The organism is Embleya sp. NPDC059213, assembly GCF_042754445.1.
Taxonomy (GTDB): domain Bacteria; phylum Actinomycetota; class Actinomycetes; order Streptomycetales; family Streptomycetaceae; genus Embleya.
Map to the genome: position 1 here is coordinate 67589 of NZ_JBHZAV010000006.1, position 22954 is coordinate 90542.

Annotated in this window: 14 protein-coding genes; 6 read left to right on the forward strand and 8 right to left on the reverse strand. The window is 70.7% G+C overall.

The genetic code is table 11. From position 1 onward, the window contains the following. The first annotated feature begins 92 nt into the window (after window positions 1-92). The 3 genes from eccCa to ACFXMF_RS04300 all read left to right on the forward strand — a co-directional run bounded on the left by eccCa (window position 93) and on the right by ACFXMF_RS04300 (window position 7674). Window positions 93-4043 (forward strand): type VII secretion protein EccCa, encoded by a 3951-nt coding sequence (eccCa, locus tag ACFXMF_RS04290; RefSeq protein WP_379989332.1) that lies wholly within the window; start codon window positions 93-95, stop codon window positions 4041-4043. Between the two features lie 162 nt (window positions 4044-4205). Then, window positions 4206-4679: a hypothetical protein gene (locus tag ACFXMF_RS04295; protein WP_379992140.1), complete on the forward strand. Its 474-nt coding sequence runs from the start codon at window positions 4206-4208 to the stop codon at window positions 4677-4679. A 1690-nt stretch (window positions 4680-6369) separates the two neighbouring features. After that, window positions 6370-7674, forward strand: a complete 1305-nt coding sequence (locus ACFXMF_RS04300; RefSeq protein WP_379992139.1) for a S8 family serine peptidase — start codon at window positions 6370-6372, stop codon at window positions 7672-7674. A 24-nt stretch (window positions 7675-7698) separates the two neighbouring features. On the opposite strand, the gene ACFXMF_RS04305 is transcribed toward ACFXMF_RS04300, so the two are convergent. From ACFXMF_RS04305 to eccB, 7 genes are all read right to left on the reverse strand, one after another. Further along, complete coding sequence (locus ACFXMF_RS04305; RefSeq protein ID WP_379992138.1) at window positions 7699-8793, reverse strand: hypothetical protein; 1095 nt, start codon at window positions 8791-8793, stop codon at window positions 7699-7701. Window positions 8794-8829: 36 nt separating this feature from the next. Then, window positions 8830-10980 carry a hypothetical protein gene (locus tag ACFXMF_RS04310; RefSeq protein ID WP_379992137.1) on the reverse strand — a complete coding sequence of 717 codons (2151 nt, stop codon included), beginning with the start codon at window positions 10978-10980 and terminating at the stop codon, window positions 8830-8832. Window positions 10981-10989: 9 nt separating this feature from the next. Beyond that, window positions 10990-11379, reverse strand: coding sequence for a hypothetical protein (locus ACFXMF_RS04315; protein WP_360304773.1), 390 nt, complete (start codon window positions 11377-11379; stop codon window positions 10990-10992). 201 nt (window positions 11380-11580) lie between these two features. Continuing rightward, complete coding sequence (mycP, locus tag ACFXMF_RS04320; protein WP_360304771.1) at window positions 11581-12732, reverse strand: type VII secretion-associated serine protease mycosin; 1152 nt, start codon at window positions 12730-12732, stop codon at window positions 11581-11583. A gap of 359 nt (window positions 12733-13091) precedes the next feature. After that, window positions 13092-13379 carry a WXG100 family type VII secretion target gene (locus tag ACFXMF_RS04325; protein WP_355536648.1) on the reverse strand — a complete coding sequence of 96 codons (288 nt, stop codon included), beginning with the start codon at window positions 13377-13379 and terminating at the stop codon, window positions 13092-13094. A 100-nt stretch (window positions 13380-13479) separates the two neighbouring features. Further along, window positions 13480-13785, reverse strand: a complete 306-nt coding sequence (locus ACFXMF_RS04330) for a WXG100 family type VII secretion target (RefSeq protein WP_360304769.1) — start codon at window positions 13783-13785, stop codon at window positions 13480-13482. Between the two features lie 287 nt (window positions 13786-14072). After that, a complete protein-coding gene (eccB, locus tag ACFXMF_RS04335) occupies window positions 14073-15551 on the reverse strand; it encodes a type VII secretion protein EccB (RefSeq protein WP_379992119.1) in 1479 nt (492 codons plus the stop codon). Window positions 15552-15809: 258 nt separating this feature from the next. Here eccB and eccE point away from each other — a divergent pair, with 258 nt between their 5' ends. The 3 genes from eccE (at window position 15810) to ACFXMF_RS04350 (ending at window position 21849) form a co-directional block, all read left to right on the forward strand. Continuing rightward, window positions 15810-17000, forward strand: coding sequence for a type VII secretion protein EccE (eccE, locus tag ACFXMF_RS04340; RefSeq protein WP_379992120.1), 1191 nt, complete (start codon window positions 15810-15812; stop codon window positions 16998-17000). Window positions 17001-17040: 40 nt separating this feature from the next. Beyond that, window positions 17041-17883 (forward strand): hypothetical protein, encoded by an 843-nt coding sequence (locus ACFXMF_RS04345; protein WP_360304763.1) that lies wholly within the window; start codon window positions 17041-17043, stop codon window positions 17881-17883. Window positions 17884-18069: 186 nt separating this feature from the next. Further along, a complete protein-coding gene (locus ACFXMF_RS04350) occupies window positions 18070-21849 on the forward strand; it encodes an AAA family ATPase (protein ID WP_379992118.1) in 3780 nt (1259 codons plus the stop codon). A 95-nt stretch (window positions 21850-21944) separates the two neighbouring features. Here the strand turns inward: ACFXMF_RS04350 and ACFXMF_RS04355 are convergent, their stop codons facing one another. Further along, the gene (locus ACFXMF_RS04355; protein WP_379992669.1) at window positions 21945-22895 is read right to left on the reverse strand and encodes a bifunctional riboflavin kinase/FAD synthetase; all 951 of its coding nucleotides are present in this window, start codon (window positions 22893-22895) and stop codon (window positions 21945-21947) included. Window positions 22896-22954 lie beyond the last annotated feature (59 nt).

Genomic DNA, 22954 nt, shown 5'->3' on the forward strand with positions numbered 1-22954 from the left:
TGGGTTGACTCACATCACCTGCTCCTTTTCCGTGTTCTGCGGCGGGCTCGATCCATGTCCAGGATCCTCGCGACGGATGAGGCTGATTCACCTTGACCGTGGTCATCGTCAAGCGCCCGCCCAGGGTGCTGCCCTCGCCTGTGCCGGCGGAGGAGATCCAGCTCCAGGCACCCCCCGAACTGGAGCGCCCGACCGACCAGAACTGGATCATGAGCGTGCTCCCGATGATGGGCATGCTCGGCTCGGCCGGCTTCTTCTTCATGCCTGGTGCACCGAAGATGATGATGGTCATGGGCGGCATGATGATGATCTCGTCGCTGGTCATGGTGGTCGCCAACATCATCAAGTCGCGCGGTGGCAACCGGGTCCAGATGCTCGACGCCCGACGCGACTACCTCAAGTACCTGGCCCAGCAGCGCAAGGAGGTCCGCCGGACCGCCCGCAAGCAGCGCGACGCGCAGTTGTGGACGCACCCGGACCCGGCGCAGTTGTGGTCGGTGGCGGCGGGCGAGCGACGGATCTGGGAACGCCGGGCCGGTGACGCCGACTTCGGACAGGTCCGGGTCGGCGTGGGCCAGCAGCAGTTGTCCACTGCGCTGGTGGCGCCGAGTACCGCGCCGCTGGAGGAGTTGGAGCCGCTGTGCGCGGATGCCATGCGGCGCTTCCTGCGCACCCAGGCGACGCTGGACGACCTGCCGATGGCGGTGTCGCTGCGCTCCTTCTACCACCTGACCGTCTCCGGCGAGCCGGAGCGGGTATACGGGCTGACCCGGGCGATGTTGGGCCAACTCGCGGTGCTGCACTCGCCGGACGACGTGCGCATCGTGGTGGCCACGGACGCGAACTCGCTGCCGCACTGGGAATGGCTGAAGTGGCTCCCGCACGTGCAGCACCCGTCCCAGTCGGACGGCGCCGGTTCGATCCGGATGATCGCGGGCGACCTCGGCGAGATCGAGGAGTGGCTGGCGGAGGACCTGGCCGGGCGTTCGCGCTTCGCGGCCGGCGCGCAGCCGGTACTGGACCAGCCCCATCTGGTGGTGGTCCTGGACGGCGGCGGCGTGCCCGCCAACTCGCTGCTCGCGGGGGCGGACGGGCTGCAGGGTGTGACCATCGTCGAGGTGGTGCCCGGCCCGCTGGACGAACTGCGCGGCGGCCTGGCGATCATCGCCGAGGAGGACCGGCTGACGCTGGAGTCCACGGCGGGCGCGTACGAGGGGGTGCCGGACTTCCTGTCGGCGGGCGACGCGGAGGCGCTCGCCCGGAAGTTGGCCCCGTTGCGGTTGTCGGCCAACGACGACGACGAGCCGCTGCTGGCCAACCTGGACTTCACCGACCTGATGGGCATCGGTGACGCCGCGCAGGTGGACGTGTCGCAGACCTGGCGGCCCAGGCCGCCGAACGACCGGCTGCGGGTGCCGATCGGGATCGGCCAGAACGGCGAGCCGATCATGCTGGACATCAAGGAAGCGGCGATGGAGGGCATGGGCCCGCACGGCCTGTGCGTCGGCGCCACCGGTTCCGGCAAGTCCGAACTGCTGCGCACCCTGGTGCTGGGCCTGGCCACCACGCACAGCTCGGAGATCCTCAACTTCGTGCTCGCCGACTTCAAGGGCGGCGCGACCTTCTCCGGGATGTCGGACATGCCGCACGTCGCGGCGGTGATCACCAACCTGTCCGACGACCTGACCCTGGTCGACCGCATGCGCGACTCGATCACCGGCGAGCTGAACCGGCGGCAGGAGCTTCTGCGTTCGGCGGGCAACTACGCCAACATGCACGACTACGAGCGGGCCCGGGTCGCGGGCGCCGCGCTGGAGCCGCTGCCCTCGCTGGTGATCATCATCGACGAGTTCAGCGAACTGCTGACCGCCAAGCCGGACTTCATCGACATGTTCATCCAGATCGGCCGCATCGGCCGATCGCTGGGCGTACACCTGCTGCTCGCGTCGCAGCGTCTGGAGGAGGGCCGGCTGCGCGGTCTGGACACGTACCTGTCCTACCGGATCGGTCTGCGTACCTTCTCCGCCGCCGAGTCGCGCGCGGCGATCGGCGTCCCGGACGCGTATCACCTGCCGTCGGTGCCCGGCGCGGGCTATCTCAAGTTCGACACCGAGTCGATGGTGCAGTTCAAGGCCGCGTACGTGTCGGGTACCTACCGGGCCTCCGACCGGATTCGACGCAACCGGTCGGGCGCCCCGATGCCGGTGCTGTTCGGGAGTCGGTGGACGGCCGCGAACATGTGGAACCGGCAGCCCGATCTGCCGCCGGAGCCCGAGCCCGAGCCGGACATCGACAGCGCGCTCGCGGACACCGTGCTGGACGTAATCGTGCGCCGGATGGTCAACCAGGGTCCGCCCGCGCACCAGGTGTGGCTGCCGCCGCTGTCCGAGTCGAACTCGGTCGACCAGATGTTGCCGCCGCTGCAGGTCACCGCGGACCGCGGGCTGTGCTCGCCGGACTGGGGCGCGAACGGCCGTCTGGTGGTGCCGCTGGGCCTGGTGGACAAGCCGTTCGAGCAGCGCCGCGACGTGATGTACGCGGACCTGTCCGGCGCGGCCGGTCACGCGCTGGTGGTGGGTGGTCCGCGAAGCGGCAAGAGCACCTTGCTGCGCACCATGATCACCTCCTTCGCGCTGACCCACACGCCGGCCGAAGTGCAGTTCTACGTCCTGGACTTCGGCGGCGGCGGCATGGTCGCGCTGAGCGATCTGCCGCACGTCGGCGGGGTGGCGGGCCGGCTCGACGCCGAGCGGGTGCGCCGGATCGTCAGCGAGGTCAAGGGCATCCTGGACCGCCGCGAGGAGATGTTCCGGGTCAACAACATCGACTCGATCGACACGTTCCGCAGGCGCCGGGCCGCCGGGACGTTGCCGGACGAGGCGTGGGGCGACGTCTTCCTGTTCGTCGACGGCTGGTTGACCCTCAAGAACGACTTCGACGCGCTGGAGGCCGAGGTCACCGACATCGCCACGCGCGGCCTGGGCTTCGGCGTGCACGTGGTGCTCACCGCGTCCCGGCATCCGGAGATCCGGCCCGCGCTCAAGGACCAGATCCAGACCCGGTTGGAGCTGCGGCTCGGCGAGACGATGGAGTCCGAGGTCGACCGGCGGCTCGCGGCGAACGTGCCCACGGGTGCGCCGGGCCGCGGCCTGTCCCCGGACAAGCTGCACTTCCTGGCCGCGCTGCCGCGGATCGACGGGGCCTCCACGGCGGAGGACCTGGGCGAGGGCATGGCGGCCATGGTGGGCGCGATCAAGGCCGCTTGGGCGGGGCCGCCCGCTCCGCCGGTGCGGGTGTTGCCGATGTTGCTGCCCTACGAGCAGTTGCCGACGCCGGCGCAGGTGCCCGGTCGGGCGATCCCGATCGGGGTGGACGAGGCGACGCTCAGCCCGGTCTACCTGGACTTCAACGTCGACACGAACTTCGTGCTGTTCGGCGAGAGCGAGTCCGGCAAGACCAACTTCCTGCGGTTGCTGGCCCGCGGCATCTCCGAGCGCTACACGCCGGCCGAGGCGCGGATCATCGTGTCCGACTACCGGCGCACGCTCCTGGACGTGGTCCCGGAGTCGCACCTGCTGGAGTACGCGGCGGCGGCGCCGGCCCTGACCTCGTTCATGAACGAGATCCGCGGCGGCATCGAACGCCGCCTGCCCGGACCGGAGGTGACCCAGGACCAGCTCCGCAACCGGAGTTGGTGGAGCGGCCCCGAGCTGTTCCTGCTGGTCGACGACTACGACCTGGTGGCCTCCTCCAGCGGCAACCCGGTCGGCAGCATCGCCGAGTTCCTGCCGCTGGCCCGCGACGTCGGCCTGCACCTGATCATCGCCCGCAGCAGCGGCGGCGCGGGCCGCGCCCTGTACGAGCCGGTCCTGCAAAAGCTCCTCGACCTGGGCACGTCCGGCCTGATCCTGTCCGGCAACCGCGACGAGGGTGCCCTGATGGCCAACGTGAAACCGGCTCAACTGCCGCCGGGACGCGGCCAGTTCATCACCCGTCGACGCGGCGTCGAACTGATCCAGACGGCCTGGCTCGCGGAGAGCTGACGTCGAGAACCCGCAAGCGGGGCCCGGTCGCCACAGCGACCGGGCCCCGCTTTACGCCGGTATGCCACCCCGACCATCCGAATAGTTATAACGGAACGTCAGCCTCCTCTTGCGATCCGCTGACGATCCATGGATCAATAGTCGACGCTGCGACACGCAGGCGTGTCCGACGTGCGCCGGGGAGGCTGTCGCGGCCGAAGGTCATCAAGCGCGGGGGAAGCGTTGGCTATGGCGGGATCCGGTTTTCAGATCAGCCTGGAGATGCTCGAAAAGTTCCAGAGCGCGCTGGAGGGCGTACTGGCCGACTTGGTCGGCCCGGACGCGGGGGCCAACCCGGGGGAACACGGAATCGGTGCGGGCGACTTCGGGGTGTCGTTCGCCGAGGCCCCGATGATGGGCGCGGTCGTCACCGCGACGGCGACGCAATTGCGGCAACTGATCGACAAGTTGCAGGACCAGATCACGGCGATGAAGTTGGCGATCAAGGTCACGGGCGTGAACACTGCCGACGTGGACGACGACACGCGCCGGTCGCTGCAACAAGTGATGCAGCGGATCACCACCGGTGGACAGGCGCCCGTGGCGGCGGGCTCGGCGCCGGGCACGCCGCCGGTGCGCAAGGGGGCCGTGGAATGACGCGACTACGCGATCCGGGCGGCGTGGGGGGAATCTGATGGTGCATGCAGAAGGAGCGCCGACCAACGGACCGGGCGGCGGGGAAACCGACTTCGACAGTTTCTCGCTGGAACAACTGCAGGCGATGATCGCGCAGGCGAATCCTTCGACACTGGGCAAGTACGCCGAGAAGTTGAACGGCACGGCACGGCGGATCCAGACCGCGACGGAGGGCCTCAGCCAGTGCATCAAGGCTCTCGACGGTGTCTGGGAGGGCCCCAGCGCGGACAGCTTCCGCACTTGGGCGGGCGGTCTCACCGCTGCCGCATCAGGACTCGGCGACTACGTCGCGGCGGCCGGCAACCACGTCAATCACGTGGGCCAACAGATCTTCGTGGCCAAGGCCCGGATGCCGGCCCGCATGGACCCCGCGATCGTGGCCAAGGCGAACCAGGGCCCGGTGGCCACGGTCTCCCTGGCCGTGACGACCCAGGCCGCCGGTGGCCCACCTCCCGGCGGCGTGGACCCGGTCAAGGCCCAACAGGAAGCCAAGGCCCAGGTCGACGCGGCCCACCGCGAGGCGGTGGCACAGATGCGGATGCTTGCTTCGACGTATCGGGTGACGGCACAGGACCTGAAGGCCCTACCGCCCCCGGCGTTTCCGGATCCGCCGGGTGACTTTCAACATGACGTCAGGTCTCTTGGTGGCCCAACCGGTAGCTCCGGTGGCCAAGCTGGTGGTGGAAGAGGCACGTCACAGTCACGTGCAGGAACAGGCCACCCTAGCTCGGGAATCTACTCCGCCCCACGAGGCTCTGCACCCAACGGCGGAGGTCCTGGCGGCGGAGGTCCCGGCGGCGGAGCAACGACGGGGCTCAATACCCCTTACGCGCCCCAACCCACCTACGTACCACAGTCAACCAATCTGCAAGGCAACGGTTCACTCACGGCCCCCGACGCCACGGCAAACGCTCCGTGGATGCCGCAGGTCTCCGGCGGTGGCCCGGGATCGGTAAATGCCCCCAACGTCAATGGTCCCGGTGTAGTGCCCTCGGGCGGTTCGAACCCGTTCTCGGGGACCTACCCCAGCACAAACGTCAGTGGCGGTCCCGGTCTGCGAGGCGGAGGCGGGAGTACCGGCAGCACACCTCTACGCGGAGGCGTCCCCGGAACGGTGCCGGGTGGCGGCGGGGTCTCGCCTCGTGGCAGCAACTCTCCGGGAACCGGCGGTGGACGAGGGTCGTTCAGCGCGCATCCGGAAGGACGCAACCCGAACACACCGGGGACCAATAGTCCGTCCGGCGCCAACTCCTCCATGCGCCCCGGAGGGATGCCAGGCTCCCCGGGTTCGGCTGGAGCCCCCGGTAGCCCGTCCTCGAACGGTGGTGCGAGCCGCAGGCTTGCCGCGTCCCGAGGCGGCTCCGTTGGAAACGCCTCGGGAACCGCGTCCAACCGGAATTCGCCCAGACTGCGAGCGCTGCCGGTCGAGGGCAGCAACCCGGCATCGGAGGCTACGGGCAGCCAGTCTTCAAGGCGATCGCCCGGACAGCGGACGCCTTTCACAGGCGGTGCCCGCTCGGAGCAGGTCCGACGTCGCACTCCGCGCGCCGAAGAAGATGACGACAATGTCTGGGACGGCCCACGCCGCCCGGGTGTCGTCCCACCGGTCATCGACTGACACCCCTCATCTCAGAAAGGACACCTTCGCCGCATGAGCGGACGCCCCACCCGAACCTCCCGGATGTCCGTCACGCTCCGCATGCTTGTGATCTTCCTGATCGGCGCGGGCCAATTTGCTACGCCCGCTCTGGCCGATTCCATCCGGGCACAACAGTGGTACTTGGACGCTTGGAAGATCGATGACGTGTGGAAAACCACGCGCGGCGCAGGAGTCACAGTTGCCGTGGTCGACTCGGGCGTGGACACCACTCACTTGGACCTCGTCGGACAGATTCTCCCGAGCCTGAACACTTCGGGAGATCAAGACGGGCACGGGACTTCCATGGCCAGTCTCATTGTGGGGCAGGGCCAAACAGGTGGCGGCCAAGGTGTCTTCGGCGTTGCCCCAAAGGCTAAAGTCCTACCCTTCCGTACCAACCCTGCTCCGGTTGGAGGGGTCGATCAAACATCTTTGGCCGAGGGCGTTCGTCTCGCCGCCGACTCGCAGGCCCGAATCATCAACCTCTCAGTCGGCTCGAAAATAAATACTCCAGCATTGGGCGATGCCGTCGCATACGCGCTGAGTAAGGGAAAACTGCTGATTGCGGCCGGCGGAAACACGCCACTGGACCGAAACGGCGCACCGGTTTATCCCGCCGCCTATCCGGGTGTTCTGTCGGTGAGCGCAGTCGATCGCAACGGAACGCCAGCCAAGAACAGCGTTCAGGGGTCGTGGATCTCACTGGCAGCGCCCGGAGAAGACATCCCAAGTGCCTGCGTCACGCAGACCCACTATTGTCTCGGCACCGGCTCCAGCGACGCCACCGCCCTAACCTCCGGCGTCGCCGCGCTCGTCTGGTCGGTTCACCCCGACTGGACCGCCAACCAGGTCATCCGGCGGCTGCTCGACACCGCGAACCGGCCCAATGAGCCCATCCCCTCGGACGCCTTCGGCTACGGCATCGTCAGCCCCCGCAAGGCCCTCGCCGCCACCGACACACCCGGTCCCGCCGACGTCAATCCGCTCGTCGGCGTGCGCGGCGACAAACCCGCGCCGAGTGCTCCCGCCGGCACCGCACCAAGCGCCCCCTCGGCCGCCGCGTCCGCGCCGCCGAGCGCCACCGCTCCCCCGGCCGCAGCCACCGCCCCCAAGTCCGACGACGACAGCCTCCTCGTCCCCATCCTCGTCGGCGGCATCGCCGCAGCCGCCCTCGTCGCCGGCGCCGCCGTCATCGCCACCCGCCGTCGCCGCGCCCGCGAGGTCGCCCGCCGGCAAGCCGTCGCCGCGCCTTCCTGGCCCCCGGCACCACCGCCGACCTACTACCACCCGGGCCCCGGCCCCTACGAACCCCGCTGAGCCCGTCTCCGCAGGCGACCCCACCTACTTGGCCGCCACCGCGCAGGCCGCCGGTTCGGGGGCGGCCGCCACGATGGCCGCCTTCAGCTCACCCACCGGGCGCAGTCGGTCATCCAAGCGTTCGAGCACGCGGACGGGGGCATCGTAATCGGGGTAGGAGCGTGGTTCGCAGCCCCACTGCAAAGCCTTTCCGCCGGATAGTTCGCTGTTCACCGGGCTCTCCGGACCACGGAGAAGAGAGTGCATCTTCGTGAATCGAAGGGCCCGTTCGCCCTTCTCGTTGAAAACGTCACACCACGACACGATGTCGGGGTCGGTGCGGAAGCTTTCTCGGGTCCAGCCGGCGGTGTTCGGGATGCCGAGATCCGCCGCTGCGATCGGCAGACACGTTCGGTCGTCTCCGAGCGGCGTTCGTCGGACCGGCCCGGCGGAGATATTCGGCTCCTGTATCCGCTCGTCACAACCGATGAGTTCAAGCGAGCGATTCGTCAACCGAGTCAGCATCGATGTCAAGATCGGCCGCACGTTCTCCAACGGGGCGTTATCGGACCGGATGATGCCGACCTTGGCGAACTGCGGCGTACCCCGAAATCTCTGTGGCGCCTTGGCGCATTCGGGCATCCGAAGCCACGCCTCACTGTCGGTGACCGCTCCGCTGAGGCCGCCGCCGAACGGGGTTGCGCCACTTGGGAAATCTCGCCGGATCGCTCCTTCGACGTTCGCATTGCCCAGCGACATCGCGAAATCGAACGTCGCCCTGGCATCACCGTCAGGATGGCTGATCAGGGTTGATTGCGCACGGACGGTACCGGGCGTCACAGGCACCTTGACCTGGCAGATCGCCAGTCCGTTGGATTTCTCGGACACCGATTCGACGGTATCGAAGGCGCGTACCTCACCGTGCTTGCCCCCCGCCGAACCACTGACCAGACGAACAACCTCTGCCCCGGACAGTACGTCAAGGCAAACGCGCTTCGGTGCGGAATGAACTTTTTTCTGCCACGGCAGTTCATGGTTGCGCCACAAAACAAGGCCGCCGGCAACCAGTGAGATGCAGACTGCAAGTATTATGATCAGCCCACGCTTTTTGCGGAACGAAATCGTCGGACCGGCGGCCATTCGTAAAACCTTTCGCAGTCGAGCACCATGGGCGAATCACTGGCCAAGATTTGACTTTGCGGTCGCACTTCCGGTCACATAACTGTCGTGGGAATTGTGGATCCAATTCTCAAGCTGCTCCCTGAAATACGGGGTGCCCGATTGGGGATTATTGGTCGCCCACGATCGCAAAGCTGCGTCCAGACGATCCTTATTCTCTCGGCGAAGCGCCTCCACATCCAGGGCGGTTCGCTCGGCGATCTGAGCACTCTGGTCACCGTACCAACCGTCGGTGAACAAGTTGACCGACCGCTGCGCCACGTCGCCCAGAAATGCAAATTGCGGCGGGAGAACGTATCCCGCCAGCGCGTTCGAGCCGCCACCCACTCCGTGATACCAGTATTTGCTTTCCCAGTTCTTCGCGCTGTCCTGATCACCGCCCTGATCCTTGATCACCTGTGCGCGGATTTCATCCAACGCCCCCAACGCCTCGGAACCGCTTTTGATCTCATTCTCGATCCGCAGCGGATCTCCCGCCGGGGTGACCGACAACGTGGCACCCGTATAGGCCAGTTCCTGATCGTAAATAGACCGGAAAGCCTCAGGATTCTCGGCAGTCCCCTTGATCACCCGGACCAGGTCGCCGACATCGAAAAAGGCGTTTCCGCCTTCATTCTGAGCGAGGCTGCGGTGGGTATCCTCCACGTACTCCGAGAGGATGTTCGCGACGCTGTCGCTCATGCTTCCCGGGACCGCTCCACCCAAGGAGGCGTGGCTCCCGAGGTAGGCGACGGAGTCCTTCGCGATGCGTCGCATCACATCGTCGTGCGGCAACATCGGAGAGTCCGGCAGCCCCACACCGCCCGTCGGGATTCGGCCGGTCGTGGCGGCCTGTAGCGCGTTCCCCAAGGCGTCGAAACTCGTCGGCTCACCGCCGCCGCCGACATGGTCCGGGATCGGGTCGCGGCCCTTGAACAGGTAGTCGAGTCGGGCCGGGCCGCCGTCACCGAAGAAGCCCTTCGCCGCTTCGGGGTTCCAACTCATCGCGGTCAGTACGCCGGTCACCGGGTCGTAGCCGCTGCCGGGGCGGGAGAGGTCCAGGCCGAAGCGGGGCGGCGGGATGAGGGTCGTGCTCCAGATCGACGGCTTGCCGGCGGCCTTTTCGAACGCGATCACCTCGTCGGCGGTCTGCCGAAGGAAGCCGGTGTCGTACGTGCCATGGCTCAGCAGCGTGCCCAGCAACTGGTAGCCGTAGACCGTGGCCCGGCCCGGGTAGGCGTCACCGTCGCCGACCCGGACGAATCGGCGGCCCGCCTCCGTCATCGAGGCCATCCACGCCGGGTCCTTGGCCAGGCGCGGACTGGCCGCGGCCAGCGAATTGCCCAGGTCGGTCTGGAGTTGTTTCAGGTCCGCGAGCCTGGGGTCGTTCCTGTCTCCGGCGGCTATCCGCGCGTTCATCTGGGCGATCAGGCCGGTGGCGTCGTAGAGACCCGTCGGCTTCATGCTCCGGGTCAGCGCCTCGGCGAAGTTCGGGTTGCCCGAGTTCGCCTGCATGATGTTGCGCAACAGGTCCAGATCACCCGCGTCCAGTGAGGACAGGCGGGTGAACAGGTCGGACGCACGCTTGGCATCGGCCTCGGCGCCACCGCCGAGCGCGTCGGGCGAGTCGAAGGTGCTCGCGTCCTTGCCCCGCGTGGCCCGCAAGGCCGCCGCTCCCCGCTCGTCGGCGTCGCCCGCTCGACGCAGCAGGTCGGTGATCCGACGACCGATCTCCTCGGCGTGCGAGCGCTGTTCCGCGGTGTAACGATCACCGGCCTCCTTGCTCACCTCCTGCCCGGGAGCGACCTGCATCGGCGGCCAGTTGACCGAGCCGTCCGCCGCGATCACCAGCTTCTTGGCCGCCGCCTCCGCCTCGATGCTCCGCAACTCCTCACGCAGCTTGCGAAGATCACCGTTGACGTCACTGAGCACCGAGGCGACCGCCCGACTTTCCAGCGTGGCGTTCTCCAACTGCTTGTGCACCGTGTCGATGCGCAGGCCGGCGAACGTGGCGGAGAGTCCCAGCCATGTGCCGCTCTTGATCGGCCCCGACAACTCGGTTCCCAGGCGGAGTTCGACGCCCTGCATCTGTCCGGCCAGGGTGTCCCAGTACGCCACGGCCGCCGACAGGCCGTCGAGGTTGGCCTGTCGAAACTGTGCGAGGTTCATCGCTTCTCCTCAGGAGCCGAACAGGTTGGTGTTGACGTGCTCCGTGTGCCGGTACCGGTCGGCATTGGCGCGCAGGGCTTCCGCCGCCAGGGTGAACTGAGCCGCGGCGGAGGCTGCCTGCAAAGGCCAGTCGTGGGCCAACTCGCGTAGCGCCGCCTGCATCGTGAAACCCTCCAACCCGCCGGCTGCCGTTTGCGCGGTGGCGTCGGCGTCCCGGTTGATCTTGAGGATCTCGCCCTGGAAACCGTCGGCCGTGCCGGCCAGGCGGGTCAATGCGTCCGCTTCCACATACGTCCGGCCGGGCACGTCGAACGAGCCGCCGGGATCCTGGATCGGCGGAACACCCGGAGGCGGGTTCGGTGGGCCGGCCGCGGGCTGCCGGGAACCGGGCGGTGCCACGGGCGGGTCGCTCTTCGGCGACTGATCGGGAAAGGCGATACGACTCAGGTTGGTATCGGGTATGCCCTCTGACACGTTTCCCCCAGCTGCTCTGGCGACCTCGACGAAGCCTCACCGGCCTCGCCGAAACGACGAATCGTCGACGCGCCGTCGCGGTGACCGACCTGCCGCCGAACGGTTACGTCGGGGTGCGGTGGTGCGTCAGCCGGACGCGCGACGCCTGCGGGCGTCGCGGATGACGGTGGCGGTGCAGGTGACGACGATGGTGAGGCCGATGGCCAGGAACAGGACGACCGAGGCTTGGCGGCGGTCGCGGTCGGCGCGGGTGGGGCCGTGGGCCAGCGGGGCGACGTTGACGAGTTCGGTGCTGCGGTCGACCTGGGGGTCCGGGACCGGGGCGAACGCGGGGACCACCGTGGAGTTGAGGGCCCGCAGCGGGTCGACCACCCCCCAGCCGACGCCGACCGTGTGGCCCGGGGCGCCGCGCTGCGCGGTCTGTTCGATCAGCGTGATCACCTGGGCCGCGGTGTAGTTCGGGTGTGCCGAGCGGATCAGCGCCGCGACCGCGGCCACGTACGGGGTCGCGAAGGAGGTGCCGTCACCGCGGCAGTGGCCGCCCTTGGGCACCGTCGACCACATGTCCACGCCGGGGGCCAACACACCCACGTACGGCTTGTTCTGCGAGAACGGCGCCCGCTCGTTGTTGCGGTCGGAGGCGCCGACGCCCAGGACGCCGGGATACTTCGCCGGCCACGAGTCGAGGTTGTCCTTGTCGCCGGAGTTGCCCGCGGCGGCGACCACGACCACCTGCTTGGCGATCGCGCGCTGCACCGCGTCGCGCAGCTTGACGCCCGGCTCCTGGCCGCCCACGGTGTCCTGCGAAATGTTGATCACCGTGGCGCCGCCCGCCACCGCGTAGTCGATCGCCGCGGCCAGGCTGTCCTCGTTGCCCTTCGTCGCGTCGTCGCCGCCGTTCTGCCGGATCGGCAACAACATCGCCTCCGGCGCCAGACCCACGAAGCCGGTGTCGATCGCCGGGGTCAGTCGGCTGCCCGGGCGGGCCGCGATGATGCCCGCGGCCATCGTGCCGTGGCCGTTGGTGTCGTCGGTGCCGTTGGCCTTGTCGTTGAAGAAGTCCTTGCCGGGCACGATCGCCGGACCCAACTGCGGGTTGTCGTCGTCGATCCCGCTGTCGATCACCGCGACCGTGACGCCCTTGCCGGTGGACTTCTGCCACAGCTCGTCGAGCAGGACGCGTTGCAGCGACCACGGCTTGCCGGGCATCGGCTTGGACGGATATTGGCAATCACTGCCCGCGAGCAGGCCGGTGTCCGCCGGCCCTGCACCGACCACCGCCGACCCCGCCGGCAGCAGCAGGCCAAACGCGAGAAGAGGTGCCGCCCACCGTCGCCGCACGGGTCGCATCGGTTCGTTCGCCTTCCGGATCACCACCGGGCCGGGCCCGGACTCCCGGGCCGGCCAGGTCTGTCGTGTAGGTGTCCCGGCCCCCGTGAGACCGATGACGGACGCGGGAGGAGGCGGGCACCGGCCCGCCTCCTCTCACCGCGTCACAACGATGGCACCGGCCGCCGACCCGGCGACTGCCCCCGGGCCGATACCGCTGTCGCCGATACCGAAACCACGTCGGTGGCGCTGTCGAACGAGCGCCACCACGCCGGGACGGATCGCCGGTGCCCCCGGAATTCCCGGTGTCAGTGCCACATCTTGGCGTTGGACGCCTCGGTCTGGCGGTACGCGTCGGCCGCACGCATCAGGCCGTCGGCGATGCCGTTGAGCGCGTCCTGCAGACCCTGCGCGTTCTGGTCCCAGCTCGCCTGCTGCACGAGGTAACCCTCGCGAGCGTCACCGGACCACGACTCGGTGACCGGCGCGATGTCCCGCTTCAGGCCCGACTGCATGTCGGCGAGACGAGCGTTGAGGGCACGAATATCGGCTGCGGCCTGTTCGAGCGCAGCAAAAGTGACAACTACCTGCGACATGCTTTCTCCCCAGTGTCGGATGACCGGCTTGCGACCGGGGCATCGCCCCGAGCAGTACGAGAGCGAGTACGACCGCCTGCGACCGAGAGGCGAACCTCGGTCAGAACATCAACTTCGAGATGTTGCCGGACACGGTCGTCTCGGTCTGGTCGTACGAGTTGGCGTTGTGGCCCATGGCCCCGGAAATGGCATCAAGAGCGCGCTTGACGCCGAGCGCCTTCTGCACGGCCTGCTCCTGCAGCGGGTCGAACTGGGTCCGGGCAGCGCCCTGCCACTGACCCTCGATCGCGTCGACCTTGCGGTTCATCTCCTGGATGGCCGCTTCGAGGTCGGTCGCCACGCCCTGAACCTTCTTCGACAACTCCGCCAACATCTGCGGAGTGATCTTGAACGCTTCACCTGCCATGTTTCACCATCCCCCATGAGACAGACGTGCGCGAGGGAAGGCTCGTGTCACCCGTGTCGGGTGCCCCCGCACCAACGTCACCGTTGCGACGTCGTGGGAACTCTAACCGCAACCCGGGACGCCACCCAAGCGACGCCCTACGCATGGTTACGGAACCTTGACCCGGTCGATACCACTGCGGCCTTGTGCAATGCGCCGGTCTGCACTGGTGCCTTCCGGTGTCTCGGGGTCGAAAGTCGTCACCACTCACGACCCACCCGACGCTACCCCAACTCCCGCACCCCGGCTCAGGAACCCTGTGGCTTCTTCGCATCGGCCGTACTCAATTGCGGGCCCCGCGAGACCAGTTCGGACCACGCCCGGGGCAACGCCCGCACTTCCACGCCCTTGTAGCCCAGGCGCTGCTTCGCTTCGCTCTCCTGGTTCGAACCGGCCGGCGCGCCGCCGGCCTGCGCCTCCTCGGGCACCCGGTAGCGCAGCCCGGAGTCGGCCACCAGGTAGGTCGGACCACCCTCGTCGGGCGTGCCGGTCACCTCGCGATACAGCGCCCCCGCACCGGGCTTGACCCACACGCCGCCCATGCCGTCGACCAGTTGCTCCGGCGGCCGGATCCCGGCGGACTGGCTGGTCACCGGCTGATTGCCGCGCCACTCGCCGGAGAACGTGTTGCACACCACGTTGCGCGGCAACTCCAGGTCGTTGCGCTCCACCCGGTTCATCGGCGTCGGCGGGATCTCCGGCCAGCCCTTGTCCGCGGCGAACGTGCGGTCCTGCACCACAGCGCCGCCGAGCGTGCCGATGTTGACCGGGAACGCGACGGGCTGGATGTTCCCGTACGCCTCCCGCGCCCGGGGGTTCGTGGTCAACAGCACGGCGGTCAGCTCGCTGACCGGCATCACGCCCTCCTTGGTGACCACGTAGTTCTGCCGCTGGGCACTGCCCTCGGCGCGCAGCACGATGCCGACCTTGTTGTACTGCCGATCCAGCGGCAGTTGGGTCGCCTTGCCGTAGTCGGCCGGCATCGGGTGGTCGATGGTGCCGCCGTCGATCAGCGTCGCCAGCCACGCGTCGCCGACCGATTGCGCGGGTATCCCGATCAGGTTCAGCGCGACGATCACCGTCGGCGCGTCCACCCGGTAGCGCTTGCCCTGGTAGACCAGGTACTTGTGCTGGGTCCGGTCCTGGACGAACAGCGCCTCGCCCGGCCGCAGCCCCCCGTCCGCCGCGGACGCGCCGATGAACACGCTGCGCTGCGGCTCGCCGGCCGGGTCGGGCCTGCCGTCCTTGCCGACGGCCGGCCGCTCGCACACGGTCCAGGACTTGCGCTCCTTGACCTCCTTGGCCGTGGGCAGCCGGTCCGGCGCGTTCGGAATGCCCAGCGGCGCACCGTGACTCACGCTGTTGAGCTGCTTCTCCGGGACCATGTTGACCTTGAACTTGCCCGGGTCGAGCAGCAGTCGCCCGGAGGCGATGTTGAGCACCGGGTGCAGCTTGCCGTCGAGGAAGACGTACCGGCTCGCCGAGTCGCGGCCCACGATCAGGCTGCTCTTGTCCTTCCAACCCGGCGGCGTCCCGGGCTTGATCAGCCCGACCACCCCGAACCCGACCAGCACCAGCATCGCGACCACGATGCTCGGCGTGACCATGCGCATCGGTTTGGGCGCGTTCTCCTCGGTGCCACCACCCGGCGCCGGTTGCAGGAACGCCGCCACCATGCGGCGGCGCGCGAAGATGTACGCCTCAAGTTGCTCGCGGCGCGATGCCATCGTTCTCCCCGTGATCGACCGTGCGCTCCGGCTGAAGGTTCTATCACCGACGCGGCCACAGGGTCGCGGGCAAACCCCCGGGCCCGTACCGTACGGTGTGCCGCACCCGCCGTGACAGCCGGGCGACGGCATACGGGGACAAGTCGTGAGCATGGGGGATCTACAAACGTGGCCGCACCCGCGCCGGTAGGGACGCATCGGCAGACCCGCCCACCCACACCCGACGGGACGTCACCACCACCGCCGCAGCGTGCCGTGCTGCGCGTGCACCCGCGCGCCGGCCGGATCGGCGGCGTCCTGGTCCAGCAGATCGTGTTGATCCAACTCGGTGTACTGCTGGTCGCGATCGGACTGGCCACCAATCCGGCGGTGTTGATCGGCCTGGGCGCCCTCGCGGTCCTGCTCGTGGCGCCCGCCCTGGTGCGGCTGCGCGGGCGCTGGCTCGTGCAGTGGTTGCCGATCGTGTTCGACTTCCGCCGCCGGCACCGGATGCCGGCCGTCCCGGACGACGCGGATCCGGTCCTGGTCCCGGTGCTGGAGTGCGCACCGCAGCTGGCGACGAGTTCGGTCACCGACCGCGACCGCCGCTCGATCGGCCTGATCGGCGACGGCACCTTCCTCACCGCCGTGCTGTTGGTCACCTCGCGCGACGAACCGCTGCGCCCCACCCGGGCGCAACGACCGCTGCCACTGCCCACGATCGTGAGCACGCTCGACGTCGACGACGTGACGCTGGCCTCGGTCCAGGTGGTCCAGCACACCCAGCCCGCGCCGGCCACCCACCTGCCCGAGGAGGCGCTGGCCACCCGGTCGTATCGCCAACTCGTCGAGCAGGGGCTGCACGACGTGCCGGCGCTGCGGCTGACCTGGATCGCGCTGCGCTTCGAGCCCGAGCTGTGTGCCGGAGCGGTCGCCGCCCGCGGTGGCGGCGAGGAGGGGGCCCAGCGGGCGTTGCTGCGCGCGGTCAACCAACTCGCCGGCAACCTGACCGGTGCGGGCTTCGACGCCCGTGCCCTGGAGGAAGCCGAGCTGATCCAGGCGCTGGCCACCTCGTGCAGCGTGAACCGCACCACCCGCCAGTACGGGCGCGGCGGCCGGCGCACCACCGAGTCCAAGCGGGCCTGGCGCTGCGACGACCGGTGGCACACCACCTACTGGGCCAACCGCTGGCCGCAACTGACCCAGGGCCGCACCTCCGACCTGGTGGGCGCGCTGACCGCGACACCGGCGATCGCCACCACCTTCGCGTTGACCGCCACGCACGGCGTGGGCGGCACCACCGCGCTCACCACACACGTCCGGATCGCCGCCCGCTCGGGCAGCGAACTCGCGGACGTGACAAGGCAGTTGGAACGCCGGGCCCGAGCCGAGAAGATCGGCCTGACCCGACTCGACTGGGAGCAGCAACCGGCCCTGCTGGCCACCCTGCCGCTCGGTGGCCTGTCGTGACGAACCGGCACAGGTGCCTACGTACGGGGAGGATCGACCAGTGAGCACCACCAACACCGGCCGGGGCCGACGCCGGGCCCCGAACGGGCGTGGCAACAACCGCAACCCGAACCCGCCGCCCGCCCCCACGCCGAACCCGACCCCCGGTTCGGGCACTCCCGTGCCGCCGCCCTCGCGGCGCAAGGGCCTGGCCCGACTGGTCGGGCCCCGGCACGAACGGCACCTGCTGACCGCCGCCCAGTTGCCCGCCCTGGGTCTGCCGGTGGGCGACGACGGCGTGGTGATCGGGGTCGACCCCGAGCGCAATCCGGCGGTGCTCGGCCTGTTCCGGCCCGAGGCGTTGGACGTCGCGTTCGTCGGCGGTGCCTACGTGGTGCAGATCATCGCGCTGCGGGCGGCGGCGATCGGCGCGCGGGTCGCGATCGAGTCCGGTCGTCCGCAGTTGTGGTCCGCGATGGCCCAGGCCGCGGGCGGCGCCCAGCCGTGCGTGACGGTGCATCAGGTGGGCCGGCTCGGCCCGCAGGGCCCCACCGCCGGCAGCCCGGTCCTGGTCATCCGCGACTGCGGCGCCCGCCCGCCGCGCAATCGGCTCGCGCCGGCGGCGTGGCAGACCACGCTGACCCTGCTGCCGTTCCTGGACCCGGCGCAGGCCCGGCAGCGGATCGGCGTGGGCGCGGGCCTGGTCGGCATCCAGCGGGTCTCCCCGATCGAGGCGCAGGCCGCCTCGTCGGTGTTGTCCCTGCCCGGCGAGGACGAGGCCGCGCTGCCCACCCTCGCCGACGAACTGACCCTGTGGAGTACCAGGAAGGCCCGGAAGTACGTATTGCTGACGCCCACTCAGGCCGAGGTCGGCCTGCTCGGCCCGCCGCGGCGGATGGACTGACCGAGCGCGGTCGCGACACCGGCTCCGCGCGAACAGGCGGACGGACCGGCGACGGTTGCCGACACCGCTGACTACGCTGTGAGACTCGTGTAGGGGGCAGCCTCGACTCCGGTCGAGGTACGGCGGACGGCGCGGCGCCGTGTGATCCGAGCCGAGCCGCCTCCGGACGATCGGAAGGACCACACCGTGAGCAGCGAGCAGGACGGCGCACCCATCGAGCCGGGGACCGACGAGGAAGAGGAGTGGTCGGGACCCGACTTCACCATGCCCTCGTGGTACACGCACCAGGACGGCGGCGCGCCCGCGCCACCACCGTCCGGAGTGGGCGCGCCCGCACCCCCTCGGCGGGGTGCCCAGGTGCCGGCGGCGCCCCGCTACGGCAGCGACGACGCGACGCTGGTGCCTCCCGCGCGGACGCCCGAGCCGCCCGCACCGCTGCCGTACGGGACCGGGCCCGGCCCGGGTGGGCCGACCGGCGCCGCCCCGGGTCCGTACGGCTCCGGCCCGGGAGAGCCCGGCCGGGCGTCGGTGCCGCCGGCCCGCCCGGCGCAGGCCCCGCCCGGTTACGGCACGCCGCCGGCCGAGCCGCCCGCGACGCACCGACCCGCGGCCGAGCCCTACGGGGTCGATCACGCCGCATCGCGCCCGGGCGACGCCCAGTCTCCGTACAACCCCGGGCAGCCGGGTACCGCGCCCGACGGCGCGCCGAACGGATTCGGCCCGCCCCCGGGTGACCCGACCACCGTGGTGCCGCCGCAGTTCACCCCGCCCGAGCCCTCGGCGCCGCTGCCGTACGGCACGCCGTCGGCCGAACAGCCCCCCGCCGGCCCGCCGACCGCCGCGGACCCGGCGTTCACCCCCGGCGAGCCGACCGTGGTCGCGCCGCCTTCCGTCAATCAGGGCCGCCCCACCGACGACCCGGCCGGTCCGCCGCCGTTCACGCCGGGCGAGCCGACGATGGTCGTGCCGCCCTCGTTCGAGCCGAACCGGGGGACGGACGCCGAGCCGCCCTTCACCCCGGGCGAGCCGACCATGGTCGTGCCGCCCTCGTTCGACCAGGGTCGCCCCGCCGCCGATCCACGCGAGGTCGGCGAACCGACCGCGCCGACCGCCGAGTCGCACCACCGCGGCCCGGATCACGCCGAGCAGGCCGAGCAGACCCCGCCCGCCTCCCGGCCGCACGACGCCGCGCCCGCCGAGCAGCCGCCGCACGACGCCGGCCCCGGGCCCGACTCCGAGCCCGCCGCGCCCACCGACCGGGCCGACGCGCCCCAGGACGCGCCGTTCGACCCGCACGACGTGCCCACCACCCCCGCCGGCGGCACCCCGATCCCCGGCCTGTCCGCCGCCGGACCGGCCCCCGAGGCACCCGGTACCCCGCCCGTCGAGGCGGCCGGCGGCCCCGCGCCACAGCAGCGGCCCGCCCCCGAGCCGCCGGGGTACGACCAGTACGCGCCGGCCGCCGACGCACCACCGACGCCCGTGCCGTACGACCCCACCCACCACCCGACCGGCGACCCGTCCGGCCCGCCCGAGATCCGCACCGCCGAGCCGCAGCCCGCCGCGCAGGCCCCCTCGGCCGCCGCCCCGCAGCCGGCCGACGACCGGCCGTACCCGCCTCCGGGCCAGGCCCCCGCGGACCGGCAACCGCCGCCCCCCGTCGGCCAACCGCCGTACGGACAGCAGCCCGCGCCGCCGCAGACCGACCAACCGCCGTACCAGGGCGGCCCACCCCCGGGCCCGGACCGGCAGCAACGGCAGCCCTACCCCGGCCAGGCCCAGGGCGCCCCGCTGCCCGACCCGGCCACTCGGCTGATGGCGCCGATCACCGACGACATGGCCCCGCCGCCCGGCGTCCCGCAGCAGGCGCCGCCCCCCGGCCCCGGCCAATACCCCATGCCGACCGGCGCCCCGCCGCGCCCGACGACCCCGCCGCAGGGCTCGCCCATGCCGCCCCCGGGCTGGTCCGGCACGGCCCCCGCGCACGGCGAGGCCTGGGGCACCGGCGCCCCGCCGCCGGCCGGAGCACCACTGCCGCCGCCCAGCGGCGAGCCGCTCGCGCCTCCGCAGCAGCAGTCGCCCGCGCCGCCCCCGCAGGACGAACGCTCGTGGATGCGGCGCGCGTTCGGCGGCAACAACGCCCCCGCCGGCCCGCCCGAGCAGCAGGGCGGCCAACCGCCGTACGCCCAGGCGCCCGGCCCGTACCAGCAGGCCCCGGACCCGTACCGGCCGGGCACCCCGCCGCACGGCGCCCCCGGCCCGCAGGCCCCCGCGCCCTACCCGCAGCCCGACCCCAACCAGGCGCACCACCCGTACGCCCAGGCCCCGCCCGCCGACGGCCGCCCGGGCCAGGCGCCGTACGGCCGACCCGGCCCCCAGGGCCAGGAACCGCCGCACGCCCAGGGCGCCCCCTACGGCCGCCCCGAGCAGTACGCCCAGGGCACCCCGCCGCAGGGCGCACCGGCCCCGCAGCACAACCCGTACGGCCAACCGCCCGCCGGCCCCGACCCGCAGTCGCCGTACCAGCCGGGCACGCCCCCACACGGCGCCCCCGGCCCGCACGCGCAACCGGCCCCGCCCCACCAGGCCCAGGCCCCGCAGCCGGGAGCCCCGCAACACCAGCCCCCGCAACACCAGACCCGGCAGCCCGGGCCGCCCACACCGGCCGAGCGCGCCCCCGAGCAGCCCAACCCGTACGACCCCGCGCAGCCGTACGCCCCGGGCACCCCGCCCCAGGGCAGCCAACAACCGCAGTCCTGGTCCCCCGACGGCGGCGGCGCCCCCGCCCGAACCGTCGGCGGCGCGCCGCTCGGCTACACCGCCGCCGTCGAGCTGACCAGCGACCGACTGCTGCGCAAGCAACCGCAACCGCGCCGGCAGACCCCGCGCTTCCGGCTCGGCGGCAAGTCCGCCGACGCGCGCCGGGCCGAACGCCTGGAGCGGATCCGCACGCCCGTCCTGGGCTGCTACCGGATCGCGGTGATCAGCCTCAAGGGCGGCGTGGGCAAGACCACGACGACCACCGCGCTCGGCTCGACGCTGGCCACCGAGCGGCAGGACCGGGTGATCGCGATCGACGCCAACCCGGACGCCGGCACGCTCGGTCGCCGGGTCCGCCGGGAGACCGGCGCGACCATCCGCGACCTGGTCAACTCGATGGCCCACGTGCACAGTTACATGGACATCCGGCGGTTCACCTCACAGTCCTCCAGCGGCCTGGAGATCCTGGCCAACGACGTGGACCCGGCGGTGTCGACGACGTTCAACGACGAGGACTACCGCTCGGTGATCGATCTGCTGGGCAAGCAGTACCCGATCATCCTGACCGACTCGGGCACCGGACTGCTCTACAGCGCGATGCGCGGTGTGCTCGACCTGGCCCACCAGTTGATCGTGATCAGCACGCCCAGCGTGGACGGCGCGACCAGCGCCAGCACCACGCTCGACTGGCTGGTCGCGCACGGCTACGCCGACCTGGTCGCGAACAGCATCACGGTGATCTCGGGTGTCCGCGAGACCGGCAAGATGGTCAAGACCGAGGACATCGTGGCCCACTTCGAGACCCGCTGCCGTGCGGTCGTGGTCGTCCCGTTCGACGAACACCTGTCGGCGGGCGCGGAGTTGGACCTGGACATGATGCGGCCCAAGACCCGCGAGGCGTACTTCGAGCTGGCCGCGCTGGTCGCCGAGGACTTCCACCGCACCCAGCCGCCGGCCGACCAGCAGCAGTGGCAGCCCCAGTACCAGCAACCACAGCAGCAACCACCGCAACAACAGCCCTACTACGGCCAACCGCAGCAGGCCCAGCCATACCCGCAACAGCAGCCGTACCCCCAGCAGCAGCAGCCGCAGCACCAGCCACAACAGCACCCCCACCAACAGCCCCACCCACAACAACCGCAGCCCCAGCAGCCGTACTACCAGCAGCCCCCGCCCGGCGACTGGCAACCACCGCGACAGGGCTGACACGCCGAAGGGCCGCCCCGGAGATTCCGGGGCGGCCCTTGGCACATCCGTCGCGAAGCGAAGGCGGCGCGGCGACCGGGCCGCGCGGCGCCGGTTCAGCCCGTCGGGCCCAGGTCCGCCGCGTCGATCAGCTCACGCGCGCGCTTGACGTCGCGGGCCATGTGTTCCAGCAGGTCGTCGATCGAGTCGAAGCGCTCGGTCCCGCGCAGGTACTCCAGGAAGTCCACCGCGACGTGCATCCCGTACAGGTCGAGGTCGGTCCGGTCCAGCGCGTACGCCTCGACCCGCCGCTCGGTGCCGTCGAAGGTCGGGTTGGTACCGATCGAGATCGCCGCGGGCAAGCGCTCGCCCTCGATCACCAGCCAGCCCGCGTACACCCCGTCGGCCGGGATCGCCGTGTACGGGAGCACCTCCAGGTTGGCCGTCGGGTAGCCGAGTTCGCGGCCGCGCTGATCGCCGCGCACCACCACGCCCTCGACCCGATGCGGGCGACCGAGCAGCTCGGCCGCACCCGCGACGTCGCCCTCGGCGACCCGGGCCCGGACCACGGTGGACGAGAAGGTCACCTCGCCGGAGACGAACAGCTCCGGCTCGACGACGGTGAAGTCGTTCGCCACGCCCAACTCCTCCAAGAGCGCGACGTTGCCCGTCGCCTTGTGGCCGAATCGGAAATTGCGCCCCTCGACCACGACGGCCGCGTGCAGCGTGTCCAGCAGGACCTGCCGCACGAAGTCGACCGCGCTCTGCCGAGAGAATTCGAGCGTGAACGGGAGCACCAGCACCGCGTCCACACCCAGGTCCGCCATGAGCTGCGCGCGCCGGTGGTGCGGCGTGAGCAGCGGGGGGTGACTGCCCGGTCGGACCACCTCGCTGGGGTGCGGGTCGAACATGACCACGACCACCGGCAGCCCGCGCTCGCGACCGATCGCGACCGCCCGGCCGATCGTCCGTTGGTGTCCGCGATGCACACCGTCATAGGACCCGATCGTGACGACGGAGCGTCCCCAATCGCTGGGGACGTCCTCCAAGCCCCGCCAACGCTGCACCGTAACCGCTCCTCGTTCTTCGTGACGTGTCGCGGGTCCAGCTTCCCACGCAGGCGCCG